The 16826-nt window shown below is 71.4% G+C and carries 17 protein-coding genes; 14 read left to right on the top strand and 3 right to left on the bottom strand.

The window, feature by feature from the left end:
- The 9 genes from J7F03_RS03355 to J7F03_RS03315 all read left to right on the top strand — a co-directional run.
- A partial coding sequence (locus J7F03_RS03355; protein ID WP_214947111.1) for a hypothetical protein occupies nucleotides 1-274 on the top strand: 274 nt, incomplete at its 5' end.
- Between the two features lie 87 nt (nucleotides 275-361).
- Nucleotides 362-1060, top strand: a complete 699-nt coding sequence (locus tag J7F03_RS03350) for an HAD family phosphatase (RefSeq protein WP_214947110.1) — start codon at nucleotides 362-364, stop codon at nucleotides 1058-1060.
- Between the two features lie 59 nt (nucleotides 1061-1119).
- A complete protein-coding gene (locus tag J7F03_RS03345) occupies nucleotides 1120-2340 on the top strand; it encodes an MFS transporter (RefSeq protein WP_214947109.1) in 1221 nt (406 codons plus the stop codon).
- Nucleotides 2291-3460 carry an acetoin utilization protein AcuC gene (locus tag J7F03_RS03340; protein ID WP_214947108.1) on the top strand — a complete coding sequence of 390 codons (1170 nt, stop codon included), beginning with the start codon at nucleotides 2291-2293 and terminating at the stop codon, nucleotides 3458-3460. The genes J7F03_RS03345 and J7F03_RS03340 overlap by 50 nt, the downstream gene beginning before the upstream one ends.
- An 86-nt stretch (nucleotides 3461-3546) precedes the next feature.
- The gene (locus J7F03_RS03335; protein ID WP_214947120.1) at nucleotides 3547-4362 is read left to right on the top strand and encodes a phosphatase; all 816 of its coding nucleotides are present in this window, start codon (nucleotides 3547-3549) and stop codon (nucleotides 4360-4362) included.
- Nucleotides 4363-4491: 129 nt separating this feature from the next.
- Nucleotides 4492-4701, top strand: a complete 210-nt coding sequence (locus tag J7F03_RS03330) for a helix-turn-helix domain-containing protein (protein WP_162688852.1) — start codon at nucleotides 4492-4494, stop codon at nucleotides 4699-4701.
- 162 nt (nucleotides 4702-4863) lie between these two features.
- Entirely contained in the window at nucleotides 4864-4962 is a 99-nt protein-coding gene (locus J7F03_RS03325) for a 30S ribosomal protein bS22 (RefSeq protein WP_003948845.1), read from the top strand.
- Between the two features lie 94 nt (nucleotides 4963-5056).
- Nucleotides 5057-6133: an NAD-dependent epimerase/dehydratase family protein gene (locus J7F03_RS03320; RefSeq protein WP_214947107.1), complete on the top strand. Its 1077-nt coding sequence runs from the start codon at nucleotides 5057-5059 to the stop codon at nucleotides 6131-6133.
- Nucleotides 6133-7128, top strand: coding sequence for a lysophospholipid acyltransferase family protein (locus J7F03_RS03315; protein WP_214947106.1), 996 nt, complete (start codon nucleotides 6133-6135; stop codon nucleotides 7126-7128). Before J7F03_RS03320 ends, J7F03_RS03315 begins: the two co-directional genes overlap by 1 nt.
- 66 nt (nucleotides 7129-7194) lie before the next feature.
- Here J7F03_RS03315 and J7F03_RS03310 read toward each other — a convergent pair whose 3' ends face one another.
- The 3 genes from J7F03_RS03310 to J7F03_RS03300 all read right to left on the bottom strand — a co-directional run bounded on the left by J7F03_RS03310 (nucleotide 7195) and on the right by J7F03_RS03300 (nucleotide 10897).
- The gene (locus tag J7F03_RS03310) at nucleotides 7195-8391 is read right to left on the bottom strand and encodes a DUF5667 domain-containing protein (RefSeq protein WP_214947105.1); all 1197 of its coding nucleotides are present in this window, start codon (nucleotides 8389-8391) and stop codon (nucleotides 7195-7197) included.
- Nucleotides 8392-8633: 242 nt separating this feature from the next.
- Entirely contained in the window at nucleotides 8634-9446 is an 813-nt protein-coding gene (locus J7F03_RS03305) for an ECF subfamily RNA polymerase sigma factor, BldN family (protein ID WP_214947104.1), read from the bottom strand.
- 395 nt (nucleotides 9447-9841) lie between these two features.
- Complete coding sequence (locus tag J7F03_RS03300; protein WP_251071347.1) at nucleotides 9842-10897, bottom strand: HAD family phosphatase; 1056 nt, start codon at nucleotides 10895-10897, stop codon at nucleotides 9842-9844.
- Nucleotides 10898-11033: 136 nt separating this feature from the next.
- Between J7F03_RS03300 and J7F03_RS03295 the strand changes: the two genes are divergently transcribed.
- The 5 genes from J7F03_RS03295 to J7F03_RS03275 all read left to right on the top strand — a co-directional run bounded on the left by J7F03_RS03295 (nucleotide 11034) and on the right by J7F03_RS03275 (nucleotide 16772).
- On the top strand, nucleotides 11034-11312 hold the full coding sequence (locus J7F03_RS03295; RefSeq protein WP_214947103.1) for a glutaredoxin family protein: 279 nt from the start codon (nucleotides 11034-11036) through the stop codon (nucleotides 11310-11312).
- 273 nt (nucleotides 11313-11585) lie between these two features.
- Nucleotides 11586-12404 (top strand): redox-sensing transcriptional repressor Rex, encoded by an 819-nt coding sequence (locus tag J7F03_RS03290; protein WP_214947102.1) that lies wholly within the window; start codon nucleotides 11586-11588, stop codon nucleotides 12402-12404.
- Nucleotides 12401-14143: a glutamyl-tRNA reductase gene (locus tag J7F03_RS03285; RefSeq protein ID WP_214947101.1), complete on the top strand. Its 1743-nt coding sequence runs from the start codon at nucleotides 12401-12403 to the stop codon at nucleotides 14141-14143. Before J7F03_RS03290 ends, J7F03_RS03285 begins: the two co-directional genes overlap by 4 nt.
- Entirely contained in the window at nucleotides 14140-15108 is a 969-nt protein-coding gene (hemC, locus tag J7F03_RS03280; RefSeq protein WP_214947100.1) for a hydroxymethylbilane synthase, read from the top strand. The genes J7F03_RS03285 and hemC overlap by 4 nt, the downstream gene beginning before the upstream one ends.
- The gene (locus J7F03_RS03275; RefSeq protein WP_214947099.1) at nucleotides 15105-16772 is read left to right on the top strand and encodes a bifunctional uroporphyrinogen-III C-methyltransferase/uroporphyrinogen-III synthase; all 1668 of its coding nucleotides are present in this window, start codon (nucleotides 15105-15107) and stop codon (nucleotides 16770-16772) included. The genes hemC and J7F03_RS03275 overlap by 4 nt, the downstream gene beginning before the upstream one ends.
- Nucleotides 16773-16826: the final 54 nt, after the last annotated feature.

Below are 16826 nucleotides of genomic sequence, written 5' to 3'. Positions count from 1 at the left end.
TTGTGGGAAAGCCCCGCACCTCATGGTGCGGGGCTTTTCTGCGTTCTGGGCCAAAAATCCGTGGCCGGTGGTCAAGCGGTCTCGAACCCTGTCCGGCATGGACGCGGATCCCATCGAGCCGGCGCGACGCATCGCGCACGACCGTTTCCCCGACGCGCTCGTCGAGGGGCGGATCGTTGGAGCTCTTCATCCACACCCGCGCCGGCCTCCCCAAGCTCTTCGCCGGCATCAGCGGGTGGGCGAGAGCCGGGATCCGGCGGCTTTGGCCGCGTGATCGGGGAGCCGAGGATCTTTCGATGTCCTGCGGATGCCCGGCATGGGGTCCGGATGGATTTGCACTGACGGCTCGTAGGGTTGTCGCATGGGCTACGACCTCGTCATCTTCGACAACGACGGCGTGCTGGTGGACAGTGAGCCGCTCGCCAACAGCATCCTCGCCGGGTACCTGACCGAGCTGGGGCACGCGACCTCGTACGAGGAGTCGCTCCGCGACTACATGGGGTCCGCCGTGCACCGGGTGCACGACCTCGTGCTCGAGCGGACCGGGCAGGCTCTGCCGGCGGACTTCGACACCACGCTGTACGCCCGCACCTTCTCGGCCTTCGAGCGGGAGCTCAAGCCCGTGCCCGGGGTGGAGGGGGTGCTCGCGGCGCTGGTCGAGACCGGGACCGCGTACTGTCTCGCGTCGTCCGGGAGCCACGAGCGGATCAGGGTCGGGCACCGGGCGGCCGGGCTCGACGAGTGGTTCGAGGAGGAGTGGATCTTCAGCGCGGACGACGTGGGCCAGGGCAAGCCGGCCCCGGACCTGTTCCTGCACGCCGCCGACCAGATGGGCGTGGCCCCCGGCCGGTGTGTGGTCGTCGAGGACAGCCCGCTGGGCGTCCAGGCCGCCATCGCCGCCGGCATGGACGTGTTGGCGTACACGGCGATGGTGCCCGCCGACCGGCTGCCCGGCGCCAGCGGGTACTTCGGGGACATGGGGCAGCTGCTCGGTCTGCTCGGGCTCCAGGGCCACGAGGGCGGGTACACGCCCGGCCACCAGGGTGGATTCAGTCACTGACCAGATCGAGACGTGATCGCTCTACCCACCGGTAGCACCGGGCCTTACGCTGAGCCGCCATGACAGCAGACGCGCGGCTGAGCCGCGGGCGCGGGGCGTTGGGATTCAGTTTCTTCGTGCAGGGAGTGACCTTCGCGCTCCTCGTGACGCGGATCCCCGCCATTCAGGACCGGTACGGGATATCCGACGGGCTGCTGCCCGTCTTCCTCGCCGCCGTGCCGATCCTCGCCGGGGTGTCCAGCGTCGTCACCGAGCACCTGGTCAAGCGGGTCGCGCCCAGCACCGTACTGCGGTGGGCGCAGCCGCTCGTCCTGCTGGCGCTGCTCGGGGTCGGCGCCGGCAGCGAGATGTGGCACGTGGCGCTGGCGCTCGGGGCGTTCGGGCTGTTCGTGGGTGCGCTCGACGCTTCGATGAACATGCTCGGCGTGAGCCTGCAGGGCGCGTACGGGCGCAGCATCATGCTCGGGTTCCACGCGGCGTACAGCCTCGGCGGGATCCTGGGCGCCTCCGCCGCGTGGGCCGGGGCGCACTGGCATCTGGACCTCTTCACCTCGTACCTGCCCGCCGTCGCGATCCTGCTGCCGCTCGCGCTCCTCGCCAGCCGGTATTACGTGGACCAGGACGGCGGGGCCGCCGCGGCCGGCGCCGAGAAGGGGCTGGGGGCCGGCGGGTTCAAGCTGCTGCTGCCGCTGTGCCTGGTGATGGCGTGCGCGTACATCGGGGACTCGACGGTCTCGAACTGGAGCGCCAAGTACCTCCAGGACGTGCTGGGCTCCTCCGAGCAGCTCGCGACCGTGCCCTACAACGTCTACATGGTGACCACCCTGATCGGCCGGGCCGTCGGCGACCTCGGGGTGCGCCGCTTCGGGGCCGTGGCGGTCGTGCGGATCGGGTCGGTCGTCGCCGCGGCGGGGTTCGCCGTGGTCGCTGCGGCCCCCGGGGCGTGGTCGGGGATGCTCGGTTTCACCTTGCTGGGCATCGGGCTGTGCGTGATCGTGCCGCAGACCTTCGCCGCCGCGGGCCGGCTGTTCCCCCACGCCTCCGACACCGCCATCGCGCGGCTCAACATCTTCAACTACGTGGGTTTCCTGATCGGCGCACCGCTCGTCGGCGGGATCGGCGACGCCTGGAACTACCGGGGCGCGATGCTCGTGCCGATGGTGCTCGTCCTCGTCACTCTTTTCCATGCCCGCTCGTTCGGTGCGGGAGGTGCCCGATACGGTGTCGAGCATGAGCGGCCGCGGGTTGTTGATGTGGGACGAGGCGGTAACGAAGTATGACTTCGGACCGAGCCATCCGATGGACCCGGTGCGTCTGGCGCTGACCATGGGCCTGGTACGAGCCTTCGGGCTCGACCGGGCGATGGAGGTGCGGGCCGGGCGGCAGGCCGGCGAGTCCACGCTGCGGCTCGTCCACCGAGAGGACTACCTGGCGGCCGTGCGCGAGGTGTCCGCGGACCCCGGGATCGCCGACGGCTCGTACGGGCTCGGGACGACGGACGATCCGGCGTTCCACGGGATGCACGAGGCGTCCGCGCTGATCGCCGGGCAGTCGGTGGCCGGAGCCGAGGCGATCTGGCGCGGGGAGGCCGACCACGCCGTGAACTTCGCCGGCGGGCTGCACCACGCGATGCCGGGCGCGGCGGCCGGGTTCTGCGTGTACAACGACGCGGCGCTGGCCATCGCACGGCTGCTGGAACTCGGGGCCGAGCGCGTCGCGTACGTGGACGTGGACGTCCACCACGGCGACGGGGTGCAGGCGGCCTTCTGGGACGACCCGCGGGTGCTGACCGTGTCGATGCACGAGCATCCGCGCACGCTGTTCCCGCAGACCGGGTGGCCCGAGGAGACGGGCGGGCCCGCCGCGGAGGGTTCGGCGGTCAACATCGCGCTGCCCGCCGGGACCGGGGACGAGGGCTGGCTGCGGGCGTTCCACGGAATCGTGCCCGAGCTGCTGGCGGACTTCCGGCCGCAGGTGCTGGTGACCCAGCACGGGGCCGACACGCACTTCGAGGACCCGCTCGCCCACCTGGCGGTGTCGCTGGACGCCCAGCGGGCGGTCCAGGAGGCCTGCCACGGGCTCGCGCACGAGTACGCGGACGGGCGGTGGCTGGCGCTGGGGGGCGGCGGGTACGCGGTCGTGGACGTCGTGCCGCGGTCGTGGACGCACCTGGTGGCGATCGCCGCGCACCGGCCGGTCGATCCGGAGACGGCGGTGCCGGCTTCGTGGCGGGACGAGGTGTACGCGCGGACCCGGCAGTTGGCGCCCGCGCGGATGACGGACGGGCGGGTGCCGGCCTGGCGGGACTGGGAGGCCGGTTACGACCCGGCGGACCGGATCGACCAGGCCGTGCTGGCCACGCGCCGGGCGGCGTTCCCGCTGCGGGGGCTGCTGGCCTGACGGGTACACAGGTCCGGTTACGCCAACGGTGGGGCGATCGGCGGTAACTGATGATCCGCCAGGTCTGGTGGGGCAGCATCGGCAGGGTGTTGAGCACCGGCGCCCTGCGTGCGCATCTGCTGGCCGCCCGTCTGGCCGGGCCCGTCGCGACCTCCCGGGAGGAGAGCCTGCGCAGCTACCGGCTGTTCGCCGCGCGCGACCCCCGGGTGCTGCTCGGGCTGGATCCGGAGTGGGGCTGGGGCGAGCGTGACCTGCTGCGGCTGATGGCGGACAAGTGCGGGGTCTCGCCGGATCCCGCGCACGTCAGCGGGCCGGACGTGATCGATCCGGAGCGCACGTTGGCGGGGTTGGAGGCCTTCGCGGAGCGGCTGCGCGCGGTGGCGGTGGCGCGGGCGCCGGTGCTGTTCGCGACCGGTCACCCGCACCGGCTCCTGGGGTTCTACGCCGCTTTGGCCGAGGCCGTGTCGGCGGCCGGATGTGAAGTCCTCACCCCGGCGCGGGGGGTTGCCGTCGACATGCAGACCCGGTTCGGTCTACGCCCGCACCGTATCGATTACGTACGGGGGGTCGCACTGGTGCGGGAAGACGGCGCGCGTCCACCCGGGAGTACGACCGGCGCGCACACCCATTCGCCCCTGCCGGTTCGGATCGCGCTCGGGGCACTCGCGGAGGCCGGCGGGCCGCTGCCGGAGCTGGTGGTGGGGGACCACGGGTGGGTCTGCGGGGCAGGTCAGCTCGGTGTGGAGGCGATCGGGCTGGCCGATACGGATGATCCGGCGCTGTTCGTCGGGGAGGCCGAGGGGAGGGTCTCGGTGGCGGTTCCGCTTGATGACGCGGTCCGCGCGGACTACTACCGGCCCCTCACTCGCTATGTACTCAATCGGGCGAGTCTGTCGGGTTAGCAGGAGTGGCCGTAGCTCCTCTTCCCCACTCGTACCACACGCCCCTACTCTGGGGAGTGAGCGTGCGACGACGGGGCGTAACCGGAGGGGAAGCCGGTGCCCGTCATGCGCGGAAGGTCAAGGTGTGTCATGGCTGCTGGCGAGAGGCCTCTCAGTGAGGTTCAGTTCCTGACCGTGGCGGAGGTCGCCTCGGTGATGCGAGTGTCGAAGATGACCGTGTACCGACTGGTGCACAACGGTCATCTGCCCGCAATCCGGGTGGGCAGGTCCTTCCGGGTCCCCGAGAACGCGGTGCACGAGTACCTCCGCGAGTCCTTCGTGGGGGTGGAATCGGCCTGAGGACAAGGGCCGGGAGCCCTGATGAGCCCCTCGGAAGCACCGGATTACAAGCTCAGAGCCAGGGCGGGTAGGCTAGGCCGACGTAGGTCGTGTGGGCCCAGACGCCCCGCACCGAGATCCCCGCTGACGCGGGGATGTTCCGAGAAGTGAGCGAGGGTAGTCGTGGGCTCTGTCATTAAGAAGCGGCGCAAGCGGATGGCTAAGAAGAAGCACCGCAAGCTGCTCAAGCGCACCCGCGTTCAGCGCCGTAACAAGAAGTAAACGGCAGCTGTACGTGTTCTCCGCAGCCCCTCCGCCATTCTTGGTGGAGGGGCTGCGGTGCAGCCGGGGGACTTCTTGAGGAGGCGCTGAGCTCGTGGGGAAGGTCGTGCTCGTTACCGGGGCTGCCCGGCAGCTGGGAGGCCGTTTCGTGCGGCGGATCCAGCGCGACCCGGAAGTCGAGCGGGTGATCGCGGTCGACGCGGTGACGCCGCCGCACCGGCTGGGATCGGCCGAGTTCGTCCGTACGGACATCAGGCAGTCGGGCATCGCCCGCGTGCTCGCCGAGAACGCCGTGGACACGGTGGTGCACCTGGCGGTCACCGGAGGTGCCGCCACGGGGGCCGGCTCGGGCTCCTACAGCACCGTCAAGGAAACCAACGTCATCGGGACGATGCAGCTCCTCGGGGCCTGCCAGAAGTCCCCGACGGTACGCCGCCTCGTGGTGAAGTCCAGTACCAGCGTGTACGGGGGCACCTCACGGGATCCGGCCGTCTTCACCGAGACCACCCAGCCCAAATCCCTGCCCGCGGCCGGCTTCGCCAAGGACGCCGTGGAGGTCGAGGGGTACGTACGGGGCTTCGCGCGCAGGCGCCCGGACGTCGCCGTGTGCGTGCTGCGGTTCGCGAACATCCTCGGGCCCTTCGCCGACTCCGCGCTCGCCGAGTACTTCTCCATGCCGCTGATCCCGACCGTGCTGGGCTACGACCCGCGCCTGCAGTTCGTCCACGAGGACGACGTGCTGGAGGTGCTCAAGCTCGCGGCCCAGGAACCCCGACACGGCAGCGGGACGAGCGGGACCTTCAACATCGCCGGCGACGGGGTGCTGCTGCTCTCGCAGTGCGCGCGGCGCCTCGGCCGGCCGACGGTGCCGCTGCTGCTGCCCGCGGTGACCTGGGTGGGCTCGGCCCTGCGGGCGGTCGGGGCGACCGACTTCTCGCCCGAGCAGATAAGGCTCCTCACGCACGGGCGGGTCGTGCAGACCTCGCAGATGCGGGAGGTGCTGGGATTCGAGCCGATGTACACCACGGCCGAGACCTTCGCCGACTTCACGCGGAGCCGGGGGAGCGGGCTGCTGCCCCCGGAGCGGGTGGGCCGGGCGGTGGACCGGGTGGCCGGGCTGTTGAACGTAGAGGCCGGGACTGAGGCCGTGGCTGAGGGAGCGAAGCGATAGTGGCGGACGCCAAGGTCATTCCGTTCGACGAGGACCGGCCGCGGCGCCGGCCGCCGCGGCGGGTGCGCGTCGCGCCGGAGTCGGAACGCGCGGTGGAACCGGCGGCGGAGCCCGCGCTCGCGGCCGCGCCGGAGCCGGCTGGGCAGGGCGGCGGCGCGATCTGGGACCGGCGGATCGCGGGCGGGCTGGCGTTCCTGCGGCGCCGGATCACCGGGGAGTACGAGGTCGACGACTTCGGCTATGACAAGGAGCTGACGGACCAGGTCCTGATGTCCCTGATGCGGCCGCTGTACGACAAGTACTTCCGGGTCGAGGTCAAGGGCATCGAGAACATCCCGAAGGAGGGCGGCGCGCTGATCGTGGCGAACCACTCCGGGACGCTGCCGCTGGACGGGCTGATGCTCCAGGTGGCCGTGCACGACCACCACCCGGCCGAGCGGCACCTGCGGCTGCTGGCGGCGGACCTGGTGTTCATGCTGCCGGTCGTCAACGAGCTCGCGCGGAAGGCCGGTCACACGCTGGCGTGCGCGGAGGACGCGCAGCGGCTGCTGGAGGCCGGGGAGCTGGTGGGCGTGATGCCCGAGGGCTTCAAGGGGATAGGGAAGCCGTTCGGCGAGCGGTACAAGCTCCAGCGTTTCGGGCGGGGCGGCTTCGTGTCGACCGCGCTGAGGGCGGGGACGCCGATCGTGCCCTGTTCGATCGTGGGGGCGGAGGAGATCTACCCGATGATCGGCAACGCGAAGACGCTCGCGCGGCTGCTGGGTATCCCGTACTTCCCGATCACGCCGACGTTCCCGTTGCTGGGGCCGCTCGGGGCGGTGCCGTTGCCGACGAAGTGGACGATCCAGTTCGGGGAGCCGATCGAAACCGCGGGCTACGCGCCGGAGGCGGCTGAGGATCCGATGCTGATGTTCAACCTGACCGACCAGGTCCGGGAGCAGATCCAGCACACGCTCTACAAGCTGCTGGTGCAGCGGAGGTCCGTCTTCTTCTGACGAGGACGAGCACGAGGACGCACGGATACGCCGGCGAGGCTGGATGCCTCGCCGGCGTACTCGGCTCTACTCCGCGTCCTCCGCCTTGAGGCCCAGGCCTGGGAGGAGGCCGGGGAGCAGCGGCGGGAGGGTGATGTCCGGGTGGGGTAGCTCCGGTGCGCCGGACGCGGCCGGGGTCTGCTGGCCCGCGGGCGGATTCAGCAGATTGCCCGTGCCACCGAGGAGACCGCCGCCGGGGGACGGGGCCTTCGCGGAGCCGGAGGCCGAGGGAGCGGGCGTCGCCGACGGAGTGCCCGGGGAGGGCGCCGTCTGCTGTTTGCCCGCCGGGGTGCTCGGCCGGGTGGAGGGGCCGGAGCCGCGGGTCTGTTCCGGAGGCTTCGGAAGCAGACCCTGGAGCGGCGCCACGTCTTCGTCTATGGCCTGGAAGACCGACTCCACCTCGCCGCCCACGTCCGTGAGCTGCACCGGGAGGTTCCCCCGGAGCTTGGCCCACGCATCGCGGTGCGAGCGGGAGAACGAGGACAGTGCCTGGATCGGGCCGAGCGAGCCGTCCCGTTCGTAGGCGGCCTGGAGGAGCCGGTGGCCCTCCGAGGCGTCGTGCTTCATGCCCGCGAGCGCCCGGCGGATCTCGCCGAGGGACTCGTGGTCCAGTGCGCCCAGCCGGCCGCGCTCCATCAGCCGCCGGGCTTCCGACAGGCGGTTCGAGGCCTGGTCGAGATAGAGCTCGCCCCGGTCCGAATCGTCGTCGGCCATCCCGAGCCGGATGTCCTCCATGCCCCGCTTCACGGGGTACAGATGGTCACCTGGCAGGGCGTTCGTACTCGCAGCGGCCACTCCGCTGAAGGCCCCGGCGGCCACACCCACGGTGAGGCCACCCGCCGCGATGCCCTTGGACCAGCGGGAGCGGGGCCGCAATTTCCGGAGCGAGGTCGCCCGGTGGGCGCCGCGGCCGGTCCGCTGTTCGGGCACGAGAGGGTCCGGGGCGGCACTGCCCCCGGCCCTCTCTTCCATCACCATGGCCTCCATGGCGGCGACGAGCTGTGCTCGTTGCACCACTTTGACCTCTGGATCCAGCACCGGGCGCGGCATTCTTTCGCCGAGCACGCTCGCCAGGGCCAACAACCGGTCGTGGTCGGCAGGTTCGGCAGGTGCCTCGGACTGCTCGGCCGCCGGGTCCGGTTCCGAAAGGTCGGACGGTGTCCGATCCTCCAGGGCCTGGGCGAAGGCGTTCGCCCGCCGGTGCGGAGTCACGTTCGCGATCACTGGCGGCACCTCCTCTCGTCATGACGATCGACTCCCCAAGGTGTCCGGAAGGTTGCCTTCCTTGAGCACATCCACACTTTCGAGTGAGCGGCTTCAGTCAGGGCTTGTCCACAGGGAGCCTGCATTCCCCACAACGAGCGGCGTGGCACTTGGGTTACGGACGAAGGATGATCGGACCACAGCGTCGTCAGTGTCATCAATGTCATCAGGGAGGGATACCGAATGTGAGAGGAGAGGCGGCGTCAGCGGGCATCGTCGGGGAGCAGGCGGGCCAGGGTGCGGACCGCCCGGTACTGGAGCGTCTTGATGGCGCCCTCGTTCTTCCCCATCACCCGGGCCGTCTCGGCGACCGAGAGGCCCTGCAGGAAGCGCAGGGTCACGCACTCCTGCTGCTGCGGATTGAGTTTCCGTACGGCTTCCAGCAGGGCCGCGTTGGAGAGGGACTCCAGGACGGAGTCCTCGGGGGACCGTTCCACCTCGTTGGCGTCGAGCATCTCGCCGGTGGTGACTTCCAGGCGGAAGCGGCTCGACTTGAAGTGGTCGGCGACCAGGTTGCGGGCGATCGTCACGAGCCAGGCGCCGAAGTCGCGGCCCTGCCAGGTGAAGGTGGAGATGCGGCGCAGCGCGCGCAGGAAGGTCTCGCTGGTGAGATCCTCCGCGGTCGCCTTGCCGCCGACGCGGTAGTAGATGTAGCGGTAGACCGTGTCGCTGTACTGGTCGTACAGGCGGCCGAAGGCGTCGGCCTCGCCGGCCTGGGCGCGTTCGACCAGGTCCATCATGCGGGCCTGGTCGCTGTCCGCCGTGGGGCGGCGGGCGGCGGGCGCGGTGGTACCGGCGGCGGCGCCGACGGCGGCGCCGGAGCGTCCCCGTCTGCCCACCGTCGCTCCGCCGTCGGTCAGGGCATAGCAAGGACCGGCCGGGCCGAGTCCGGCGGGGACCGCGGTGGCGAATGCGGGGACGGCGTACGCGGTGGGGACGAAGCCGCGCAGGTGGTCGAGGACCGTTGCGCGCAGCGTAGCCAGGCCCGAGGCGTCAACCCCGACAGGTGGGTACACGGGACTCCCAGAGGCAGAGCTTCCATCACGTGCAGTGCGGGACCGTTCACCCGTCGTGGCGACAGATGAGCGGTGGCATGCGTTTGAGGAGAATAACGCTTCGTACAGGCAGCACTACACCCAGTTGCTCAAATCACCGGTTACGACACTTCTGTTGCGTGTCGAGGGCATATTCAGTCGCAGATGGTGATCGATTCTTGATCGGTTGGGTGCGCGGAATGGCGGCTTCCACGGTGGCTCGCGACCGAGTCGGGCATGGCGGAGTGCCGCGCCGGGGGCGCGGGTAGAGGTGAGCGAATGCCCAGGCTCCCGGGGTGCGGCGGCGGCGGGCCGGCCGCCGTGGGGCGGGAGCCCGGGCGGGGGCGGGGCTGGGGCCGGGAGAGGGCCTGTGGCCGTTACTTGCGGCGGCGGTGCAGGGCGATCGCGGCGGCCGCGCCGCCCGCGATCGCGCCGACCCCGGCGGCGGCCGGGACGCCGACCTTCACGGCCTTGCGACCGGTCCGATAGTCGCGCAGGCGCCAGTCCATGGCGCGGGCATGCTTGCGCAGTTTTGTGTCGGGATTGATCGCGTAGGGATGTCCGACCAGCGACAGCATCGGAATGTCGTTGTGCGAATCGCTGTACGCGGCGCAGCGCGCGAGGTCCAGGCCCTCGGCGGCGGCCAGGGCGCGGACGGCCTCCGCCTTGGCGGGGCCGTGCAGCGGCTCGCCGACCAGCCGGCCGGTGTACACGCCGTCCACGGATTCGGCGACGGTGCCCAGGGCCCCGGTCAGGCCGAGCCTGCGGGCGATGATCGTGGCCGTCTCGACGGGGGCGGCCGTCACCAGCCACACCTTCTGGCCGGCGTCGAGGTGGGCTTGGGCCAGGGCGCGGGTGCCCGGCCAGATCCGCTCCGCCATGTACTCGTCGTAGATCTCCTCGCCGATGGACATCAGCTCGGAGACCTTGTGTCCCTTGACGATGGACAGCGCGCTGTCGCGGGCGTCCTGCATGTGCTCGGGGTCCTCGACCCCGGCGAGCCGGAACCAGGCCTGCTGCCAGGCGAAGCGGGCGAGTTCGCGGCGGCGGAAGAACTCCCGCTTGTAGAGGCCGCGGCCGAAGTGGAAGATCGCGGCGCCCTGCATGACGGTGTTGTCGAGGTCGAAGAACGCGGCGGCGAGGTCGTCGCCGGCGACGGGGAACTCGGGCACGGCGCTTTCGCCCGCTCCGGCTTCCAGGGCTTCGAGCGCCTCGGCCTCTTGCGCCTCGGCGGCCTCCAGGGCCGCCGCGGAGTCCAGGGCGCCCGGTGCCTCGTCGGTCAGCGCGGTCTTGCGGGCGGCCTCGGCGGAGGCCTCGCCCGCCAGCACGCTCCGCGCGGTGGAGGAGCGTCTGCGAGGGGTGAGCCATCCCCAGTGAGCGCGCGTCCCGAAGGGACTCCTACCGGGGTGGTGGTCGGGCGTCGGGCGGGGCATGACGCGAGCATAGCCACTGTGTTCGGGACTTCCCGAACCGATGGGAATCGGCTGTGTGAACTCTTCGGCGTCTTCCGAGTCTTCGGAGTGCCCCGGCGCGGAGCCGTCCCGCGCCCGGGCGCGGGAGAATGGGGGCATGAGTCCTTTGCTTCGCCGTGCCGAGAAGAAGCGTCCCGAGGAGCGGATGGTCACGCTCATCGGGAAGCCGGGGTGCCACCTCTGCGATGACGCCCAGGAAGTGGTCGAGAAGGTCTGCGCCGAGACGGGCGCACAGTGGGAGAAGAAGGACATTTCGCAGGAGGAGGAGCTCTACCGCCTGCACTGGGAGCAGATTCCCGTCGTGCTGGTGGACGGCGAGCAGCACACCTTCTGGAGGGTGAACCCTGACCGGCTCCGACGGGCATTGCAGGCTTGACCCTTCGGGCGGTTACGATCGTGGGCGATTTATGGGGTCTCGGGGGCGTATTGGTGAGGAGTGTGTGCAGTTTTGCCCCCTTCGGGAATTGAACGGGTTCGGCGTGTCGACCGTTCCCGCCCCGCATGCCCAAGGTGCGTGACCCCGGTCACTTTGCTCGGACAAAGCGGACACAATCTTTGTGCACGCGTTCACAAAGACATAGCCTGCATTCGACGGGGTGGTCCTGGGACAAGTGGCCACCTGCAGCCCCGCTCATCCCGCAGGAGCATCGTGGCAACTGGCCGAACTCACCGACCGGCGACCCGCAGCCGAGGTATTCCCGAGGCCACTGTCGCCCGGCTTCCGCTGTACTTGCGTGCCCTCACCGCGCTCTCCGAGCGATCGGTGCCCACGGTGTCCTCCGAGGAGCTCGCCGCGGCCGCAGGAGTCAACTCCGCGAAGCTGCGCAAAGACTTCTCCTACCTCGGCTCCTACGGGACGCGCGGGGTCGGATACGACGTGGAATACCTCGTCTACCAGATCTCCCGCGAGCTCGGACTGACCCAGGACTGGCCCGTCGTCATCGTCGGCATCGGCAACCTGGGCGCGGCCCTCGCCAACTACGGCGGCTTCGCGTCCCGCGGCTTCCGCGTGGCGGCGCTCATCGACGCCGACCCGGCCATGGCCGGCAAGCCCGTCGCGGGCATGCCCGTACAGCACACCGATGAGCTGGAGCGGATCATCGAGGAGAACGGCGTCTCGATCGGGGTCATCGCGACCCCGGCCGGTGCGGCGCAGCAGGTCTCCGAGCGGCTGATCGCCGCCGGGGTCACCTCCATCCTGAACTTCGCGCCCACCGTGCTGTCCGTGCCCGAGGGCGTCGACGTGCGCAAGGTCGACCTGTCGATCGAGCTGCAGATCCTGGCGTTCCACGAGCAGCGCAAGGCCGGCGAGGAAGCGGCCGCCGCCGCTGCCGCCGGCGGCTCCGCCGCGGGCACCGGCACCGGTGCGGCTCCGGCCGCCGCCGTGGTCCCGCCCGCCGGGCGGGCCGCCGCCGTCGCGCGCAAGAACGGCCCCGAGGGCGACGTCCCGGCGGTGATGCCGGCATGAGTCTGCTCGTCGTAGGGCTGAGCCACCGCAGTGCGCCCGTGAGCGTGCTGGAGCGCGCCTCGCTGCCCGCAGATGCCAAGGTCAAGCTGCTGCACGACACGCTGGCCGCGGAGCCGGCGGCGGAGGCGGCGGTGCTCGCCACGTGCAACCGCATCGAGCTGTACGCCGACGTGGACAAGTTCCACGCGGGCGTGGCCGAGCTTTCCACCTTGCTCGCGCAGCACAGCGGCGTGGCTCTGGAGGAGCTCACTCCGTATCTGTACGTGCACTACGAGGACCGGGCGGTGCACCACCTGTTCTCGGTGGCGTGCGGGCTGGACTCGATGGTCGTCGGCGAGGGGCAGATCCTCGGCCAGATCAAGGACGCGCTGGCGCTGGGGCAGGAGCTCCACACCGCCGGCCGTCTCATCAACGACCTCTTCCAGCAGGCGCTGCGGGTCGGCAAGCGGGCGCACTCCGAGACCGGGATCGACCGGGCCGGGCAGTCGCTGGTGACCTTCGGGCTGGAGCAGCTCGCCGTGCACGTGCCGGTGGAGGAGTGGGCCGCGGGGAAGCGGGCGCTCGTCATCGGGGCCGGGTCGATGTCGTCGCTGGCGGCGGCGACGCTGGCGCGGGTCGGCTTCGCCGAGATCGTCGTGGCCAACCGGACCGCCGAGCGGGCGGAGCGGCTTGCCGAGATTCTGGTTGCCTCGGGCGCCGGGGTGGGGGCGTCCGCGGTGCCGATGTCCGTCGTCGCCGACGAGCTGACACGAGTCGATGTCGTCGTGTCGTGCACGGGTGCGACCGGGCTGGTGCTGACCGGGGACGATGTCGCGGCCGCGGTGGAGGCGGGCCCTGCGGGGACCGTCCCCTACCCTCCCTTCCACCGTTCCCCGGGCGAGCCCGGACCCTTTGACGGTGCGGAGCCGCCGGCGGGCGCCGGCACCCGGACCCCCGCGCCGCAAACGCCGGCGGGGCTGGATTCCGAGCTCGTGGCGCGGCTCGTCGCGGCTTCTGCCGGGGGGCAGCGGATCGCCGATGGCGGGGCCGTGCGGAGCAAGGTTGCCGTCGAGGAGTCCGACGGGTGTCCCGTCGGGCTGGACTCGCCGACTTCCGGCGGGCGGGCCGCGCTGACCGGGGTCGACGCCAGCTCCCTGGAACTCCACGGCACCTGGGCCGACCAGGGTGAGGCGGCCGCGCAGCGGCAGCCCCGCAAGGGGGCCCGCAGCCTGGTGGACGCGCAGCCCGTACGGCTCGCTCTGCTGGACCTGGCCATGCCGCGCGACATCGACGCGGCCGTGCACCGGATCCCCGGCGTACGGCTGGTCGACATCGAGTCGCTGGCCGAAGCGAGCGCCGACGCGCCGATGGCCGCCGACGTCGACGCCGTGCGCGGGATAGTGGCCGAGGAAGTGGCCGCGTTCGGGGCCGCCCAGCGGGCCGCGCACATCACGCCCACCGTGGTCGCCCTGCGCGCCATGGCCGCCGAGGTCGTCGCCATGGAAGTGGCGCGGCTCGACGGACGGGTGCCCGATCTCGACGATCGGCAGCGGGCTGAAGTGACTCAGACCGTGCGGCGCGTCGTCGACAAGCTCCTCCACGCGCCGACCGTGCGCGTCAAGCAGCTCGCGAGCGAGCCCGGCGGCGCCGGGTACGCCGAAGCACTGCGCGAACTCTTCGATCTCGACCCGCAGACGGTGGCCTCCGTCAGCCGGGCGGACGCGGCAGACAAGAACGACGACTCAGGACGGGCATCATGAATCCACGTCTCGACCAGCCTCTCCGGCTCGGCACGCGGCGAAGCAAGCTGGCCATGTCCCAGTCCGGACATGTAGCCGAGGCGGTACGGGCGATCACCGGCCGGCCCGTCGAGCTCGTGGAGATCACGACCTACGGTGACGTGTCCCGCGAGAGCCTCTCGCAGATCGGCGGCACCGGCGTCTTCGTCACCGCCCTGCGCGAGGCCCTCGTACGCGGCGAGGTCGACTTCGCCGTGCACTCGCTGAAGGACCTGCCCACCACGCAGCCCGACGACCTCGTCATCGCGGCCATGCCGCAGCGCGAGGACCCCCGGGACGCGCTCGTCGCGCGCGACGGCCTGACCTTCGAGCAGCTGCCCGACGGCGCGCGCGTCGGTACCGGTTCGCCCCGCCGCAGGTCGCAGCTGCACGCCTACGCCAAGTCGCTGGGCAAGGTCATCGAGACCGTCGCCATCCGCGGCAACGTCGACACCCGGATCGGCTACGTGCGGAACGGAGAGCTCGACGCCGTCGTCCTCGCCGCCGCCGGGCTCAACCGGATCGGCCGCGGCGACGAGGCCACCGACCTGATCTCCGTCGACAACGTGCTGCCCGCACCCGGCCAGGGTGCCCTGGCCGTGGAGTGCCTCGCGTCCGACACGGACCTGATCGCCGCGCTCGGCGAGCTCGACGACCCGTACACCCGGGCCGCCGTGACCGCGGAACGCGCCCTGCTCGCCGCCCTGGAGGCCGGCTGCAGCGCCCCCGTGGGGGCGCTCGCCGACCTGCTGGCCGACGGGCAGACTGTCAATGAGATGCGCTTGCGTGGAGTCGTGGGAACCCTCGACGGTTCCACGCTGGTGCAGATGTCCACCACCGGTCCCGTGCCCCAGTCGTACGACGAGGCCATGGCGCTCGGCCGCGAACTCGCGGACGAGATGCTGGCCAAGGGCGCGGCCGGTCTGATGGGGGAGCGGTCGCTTTGAACCCCACAAGTCCCACCACCTCCGCTTTTCCGGCGGTCGCCGTCCACGGGCACGTCACCTTCCTCGGTGCCGGTCCGGGCGACCCGGGTCTGCTGACGCTGCGCGCCGTCGAGGCACTCGGCGCCGCGGACGTCCTGATCGCGGAGCCCGAGGTACTCGAGGTCGTACGTTCGCATGCGCGCGCGGGGGTGGACACGCCGCAGCTGACGATCGCTGACGAGAAGTCAGCAGCCGCCGGGCTCCCGGTGATCCGAGATGCCGCCAATCTTGTCATGGAGGCCGCGCGCTCCGGCAGGCGGGTCGTCCGTGCCGTCACCGGCGACCCCGGACTCGACGGGAACGCGGCCGAGGAGATGCTCGCCTGCGCCACCGGGGGCATCCCCTTCGAGGTCGTCCCCGGTGTCGCGACCGCCGTCGGCGTGCCCGCGTACGCCGGTGTGCCGCTCAGCGGCAAGCAGGGCGCGGACGTGCGGTTCGTGGACGCGCGCAACGCCTCCCAGCGCTGCTGGAGCGAGGTGGGTGCCAGCGACGGCATCCTCGTCGTCTCCGCGACGCTGGAGACGGTGTCCGCGGCCGCCGCCGAGCTGGTGAGCGCCGGGCGCAAGCCCGACACCCCGCTCACCGTGACCGTGGCCGGTACGACGACCCGCCAGCGGACCTGGAGCGCGACCCTGGGCACCATCGCCCAGGTGTTCAAGCAGGGCAAGATCCTCCCCTCCCCGGAGGGTTCGCGGCCCGTCATAGCCGTGGTCGGGGAGCACGGCGCCGCCGCGCGCCGCGAGGAGCTGTCCTGGTTCGAGTCGAAGCCGCTGTTCGGCTGGCGCGTGCTCGTACCGCGCACCAAGGAGCAGGCAGCCTCGCTCTCCGACCAGCTGCGTTCGTACGGCGCCGTGCCGCACGAGGTGCCGACCATCGCCGTGGAGCCGCCGCGCACCCCGCAGCAGATGGAGCGGGCGGTCAAGGGGCTCGTCACCGGCCGCTACGAGTGGATCGCCTTCACCTCGGTGAACGCGGTCAAGGCCGTACGCGAGAAGTTCGAGGAGTACGGGCTCGACGCCCGTGCCTTCGCCGGCATCAAGGTCGCCGCCGTGGGCGAGCAGACCGCCGCCGCGCTGGTGGAGTTCGGCGTCAAGCCCGACCTCGTGCCCAGCGGCGAGCAGTCCGCCGCCGGACTGCTGGAGGACTGGCCGCCGTACGACCCGGTCTTCGACCCGATCGACCGCGTCTTCCTGCCGCGCGCCGACATCGCCACCGAGACCCTGGTCGCCGGGCTGATCGAGCTCGGGTGGGAGGTCGACGACGTCACCGCCTACCGGACCGTGCGCGCCTCCCCGCCGCCGCAGGACACCCGCGAGGCGATCAAGGGCGGCGGCTTCGACGCCGTGCTCTTCACGTCCTCGTCGACCGTGCGGAACCTGGTCGGCATCGCCGGCAAGCCGCACAACGTCACCGTCATCGCGTGCATCGGCCCGGCGACGGCCAAGACGGCCGAGGAGCACGGCCTGCGGGTCGACGTCCTGTCGCCCGAGCCGAGCGTCGGCAAGCTGGCCGAAGCCCTGGCGGAGTACGGGGCCGCGCGCCGCGAGGCCGCCAAGGAGGCCGGGGAGAACGTGTACCGGCCGAGCGAGCGGCGCCCGGGGGCGCGCAGGCGCCGTACGACCTGATGGGGGCGTTAGGGGGTAGGGCCCGGGTGCAGGCGCACCCGGGCCCTACCCTTG

The organism is Streptomyces sp. ISL-43, assembly GCF_018614195.1.
GTDB lineage: Bacteria > Actinomycetota > Actinomycetes > Streptomycetales > Streptomycetaceae > Streptomyces.
The sequence above is the reverse complement of the archived record's forward strand: the minus strand, read 5'-3'. Positions and strand labels throughout refer to the sequence as shown.

Coding starts and splice junctions, on each gene's coding strand:
- J7F03_RS03350 (WP_214947110.1), top strand. CDS start 362: ATGGGCTACGACCTCGTCATCTTCGACAACGACGGCGTGCTGGTGGAC.
- J7F03_RS03345 (WP_214947109.1), top strand. CDS start 1,120: ATGACAGCAGACGCGCGGCTGAGCCGCGGGCGCGGGGCGTTGGGATTC.
- J7F03_RS03340 (WP_214947108.1), top strand. CDS start 2,291: ATGAGCGGCCGCGGGTTGTTGATGTGGGACGAGGCGGTAACGAAGTAT.
- J7F03_RS03330 (WP_162688852.1), top strand. CDS start 4,492: ATGGCTGCTGGCGAGAGGCCTCTCAGTGAGGTTCAGTTCCTGACCGTG.
- J7F03_RS03300 (WP_251071347.1), bottom strand. CDS start 10,897: ATGCCCCGCCCGACGCCCGACCACCACCCCGGTAGGAGTCCCTTCGGG.
- J7F03_RS03295 (WP_214947103.1), top strand. CDS start 11,034: ATGAGTCCTTTGCTTCGCCGTGCCGAGAAGAAGCGTCCCGAGGAGCGG.
- J7F03_RS03285 (WP_214947101.1), top strand. CDS start 12,401: ATGAGTCTGCTCGTCGTAGGGCTGAGCCACCGCAGTGCGCCCGTGAGC.
- hemC (WP_214947100.1), top strand. CDS start 14,140: ATGAATCCACGTCTCGACCAGCCTCTCCGGCTCGGCACGCGGCGAAGC.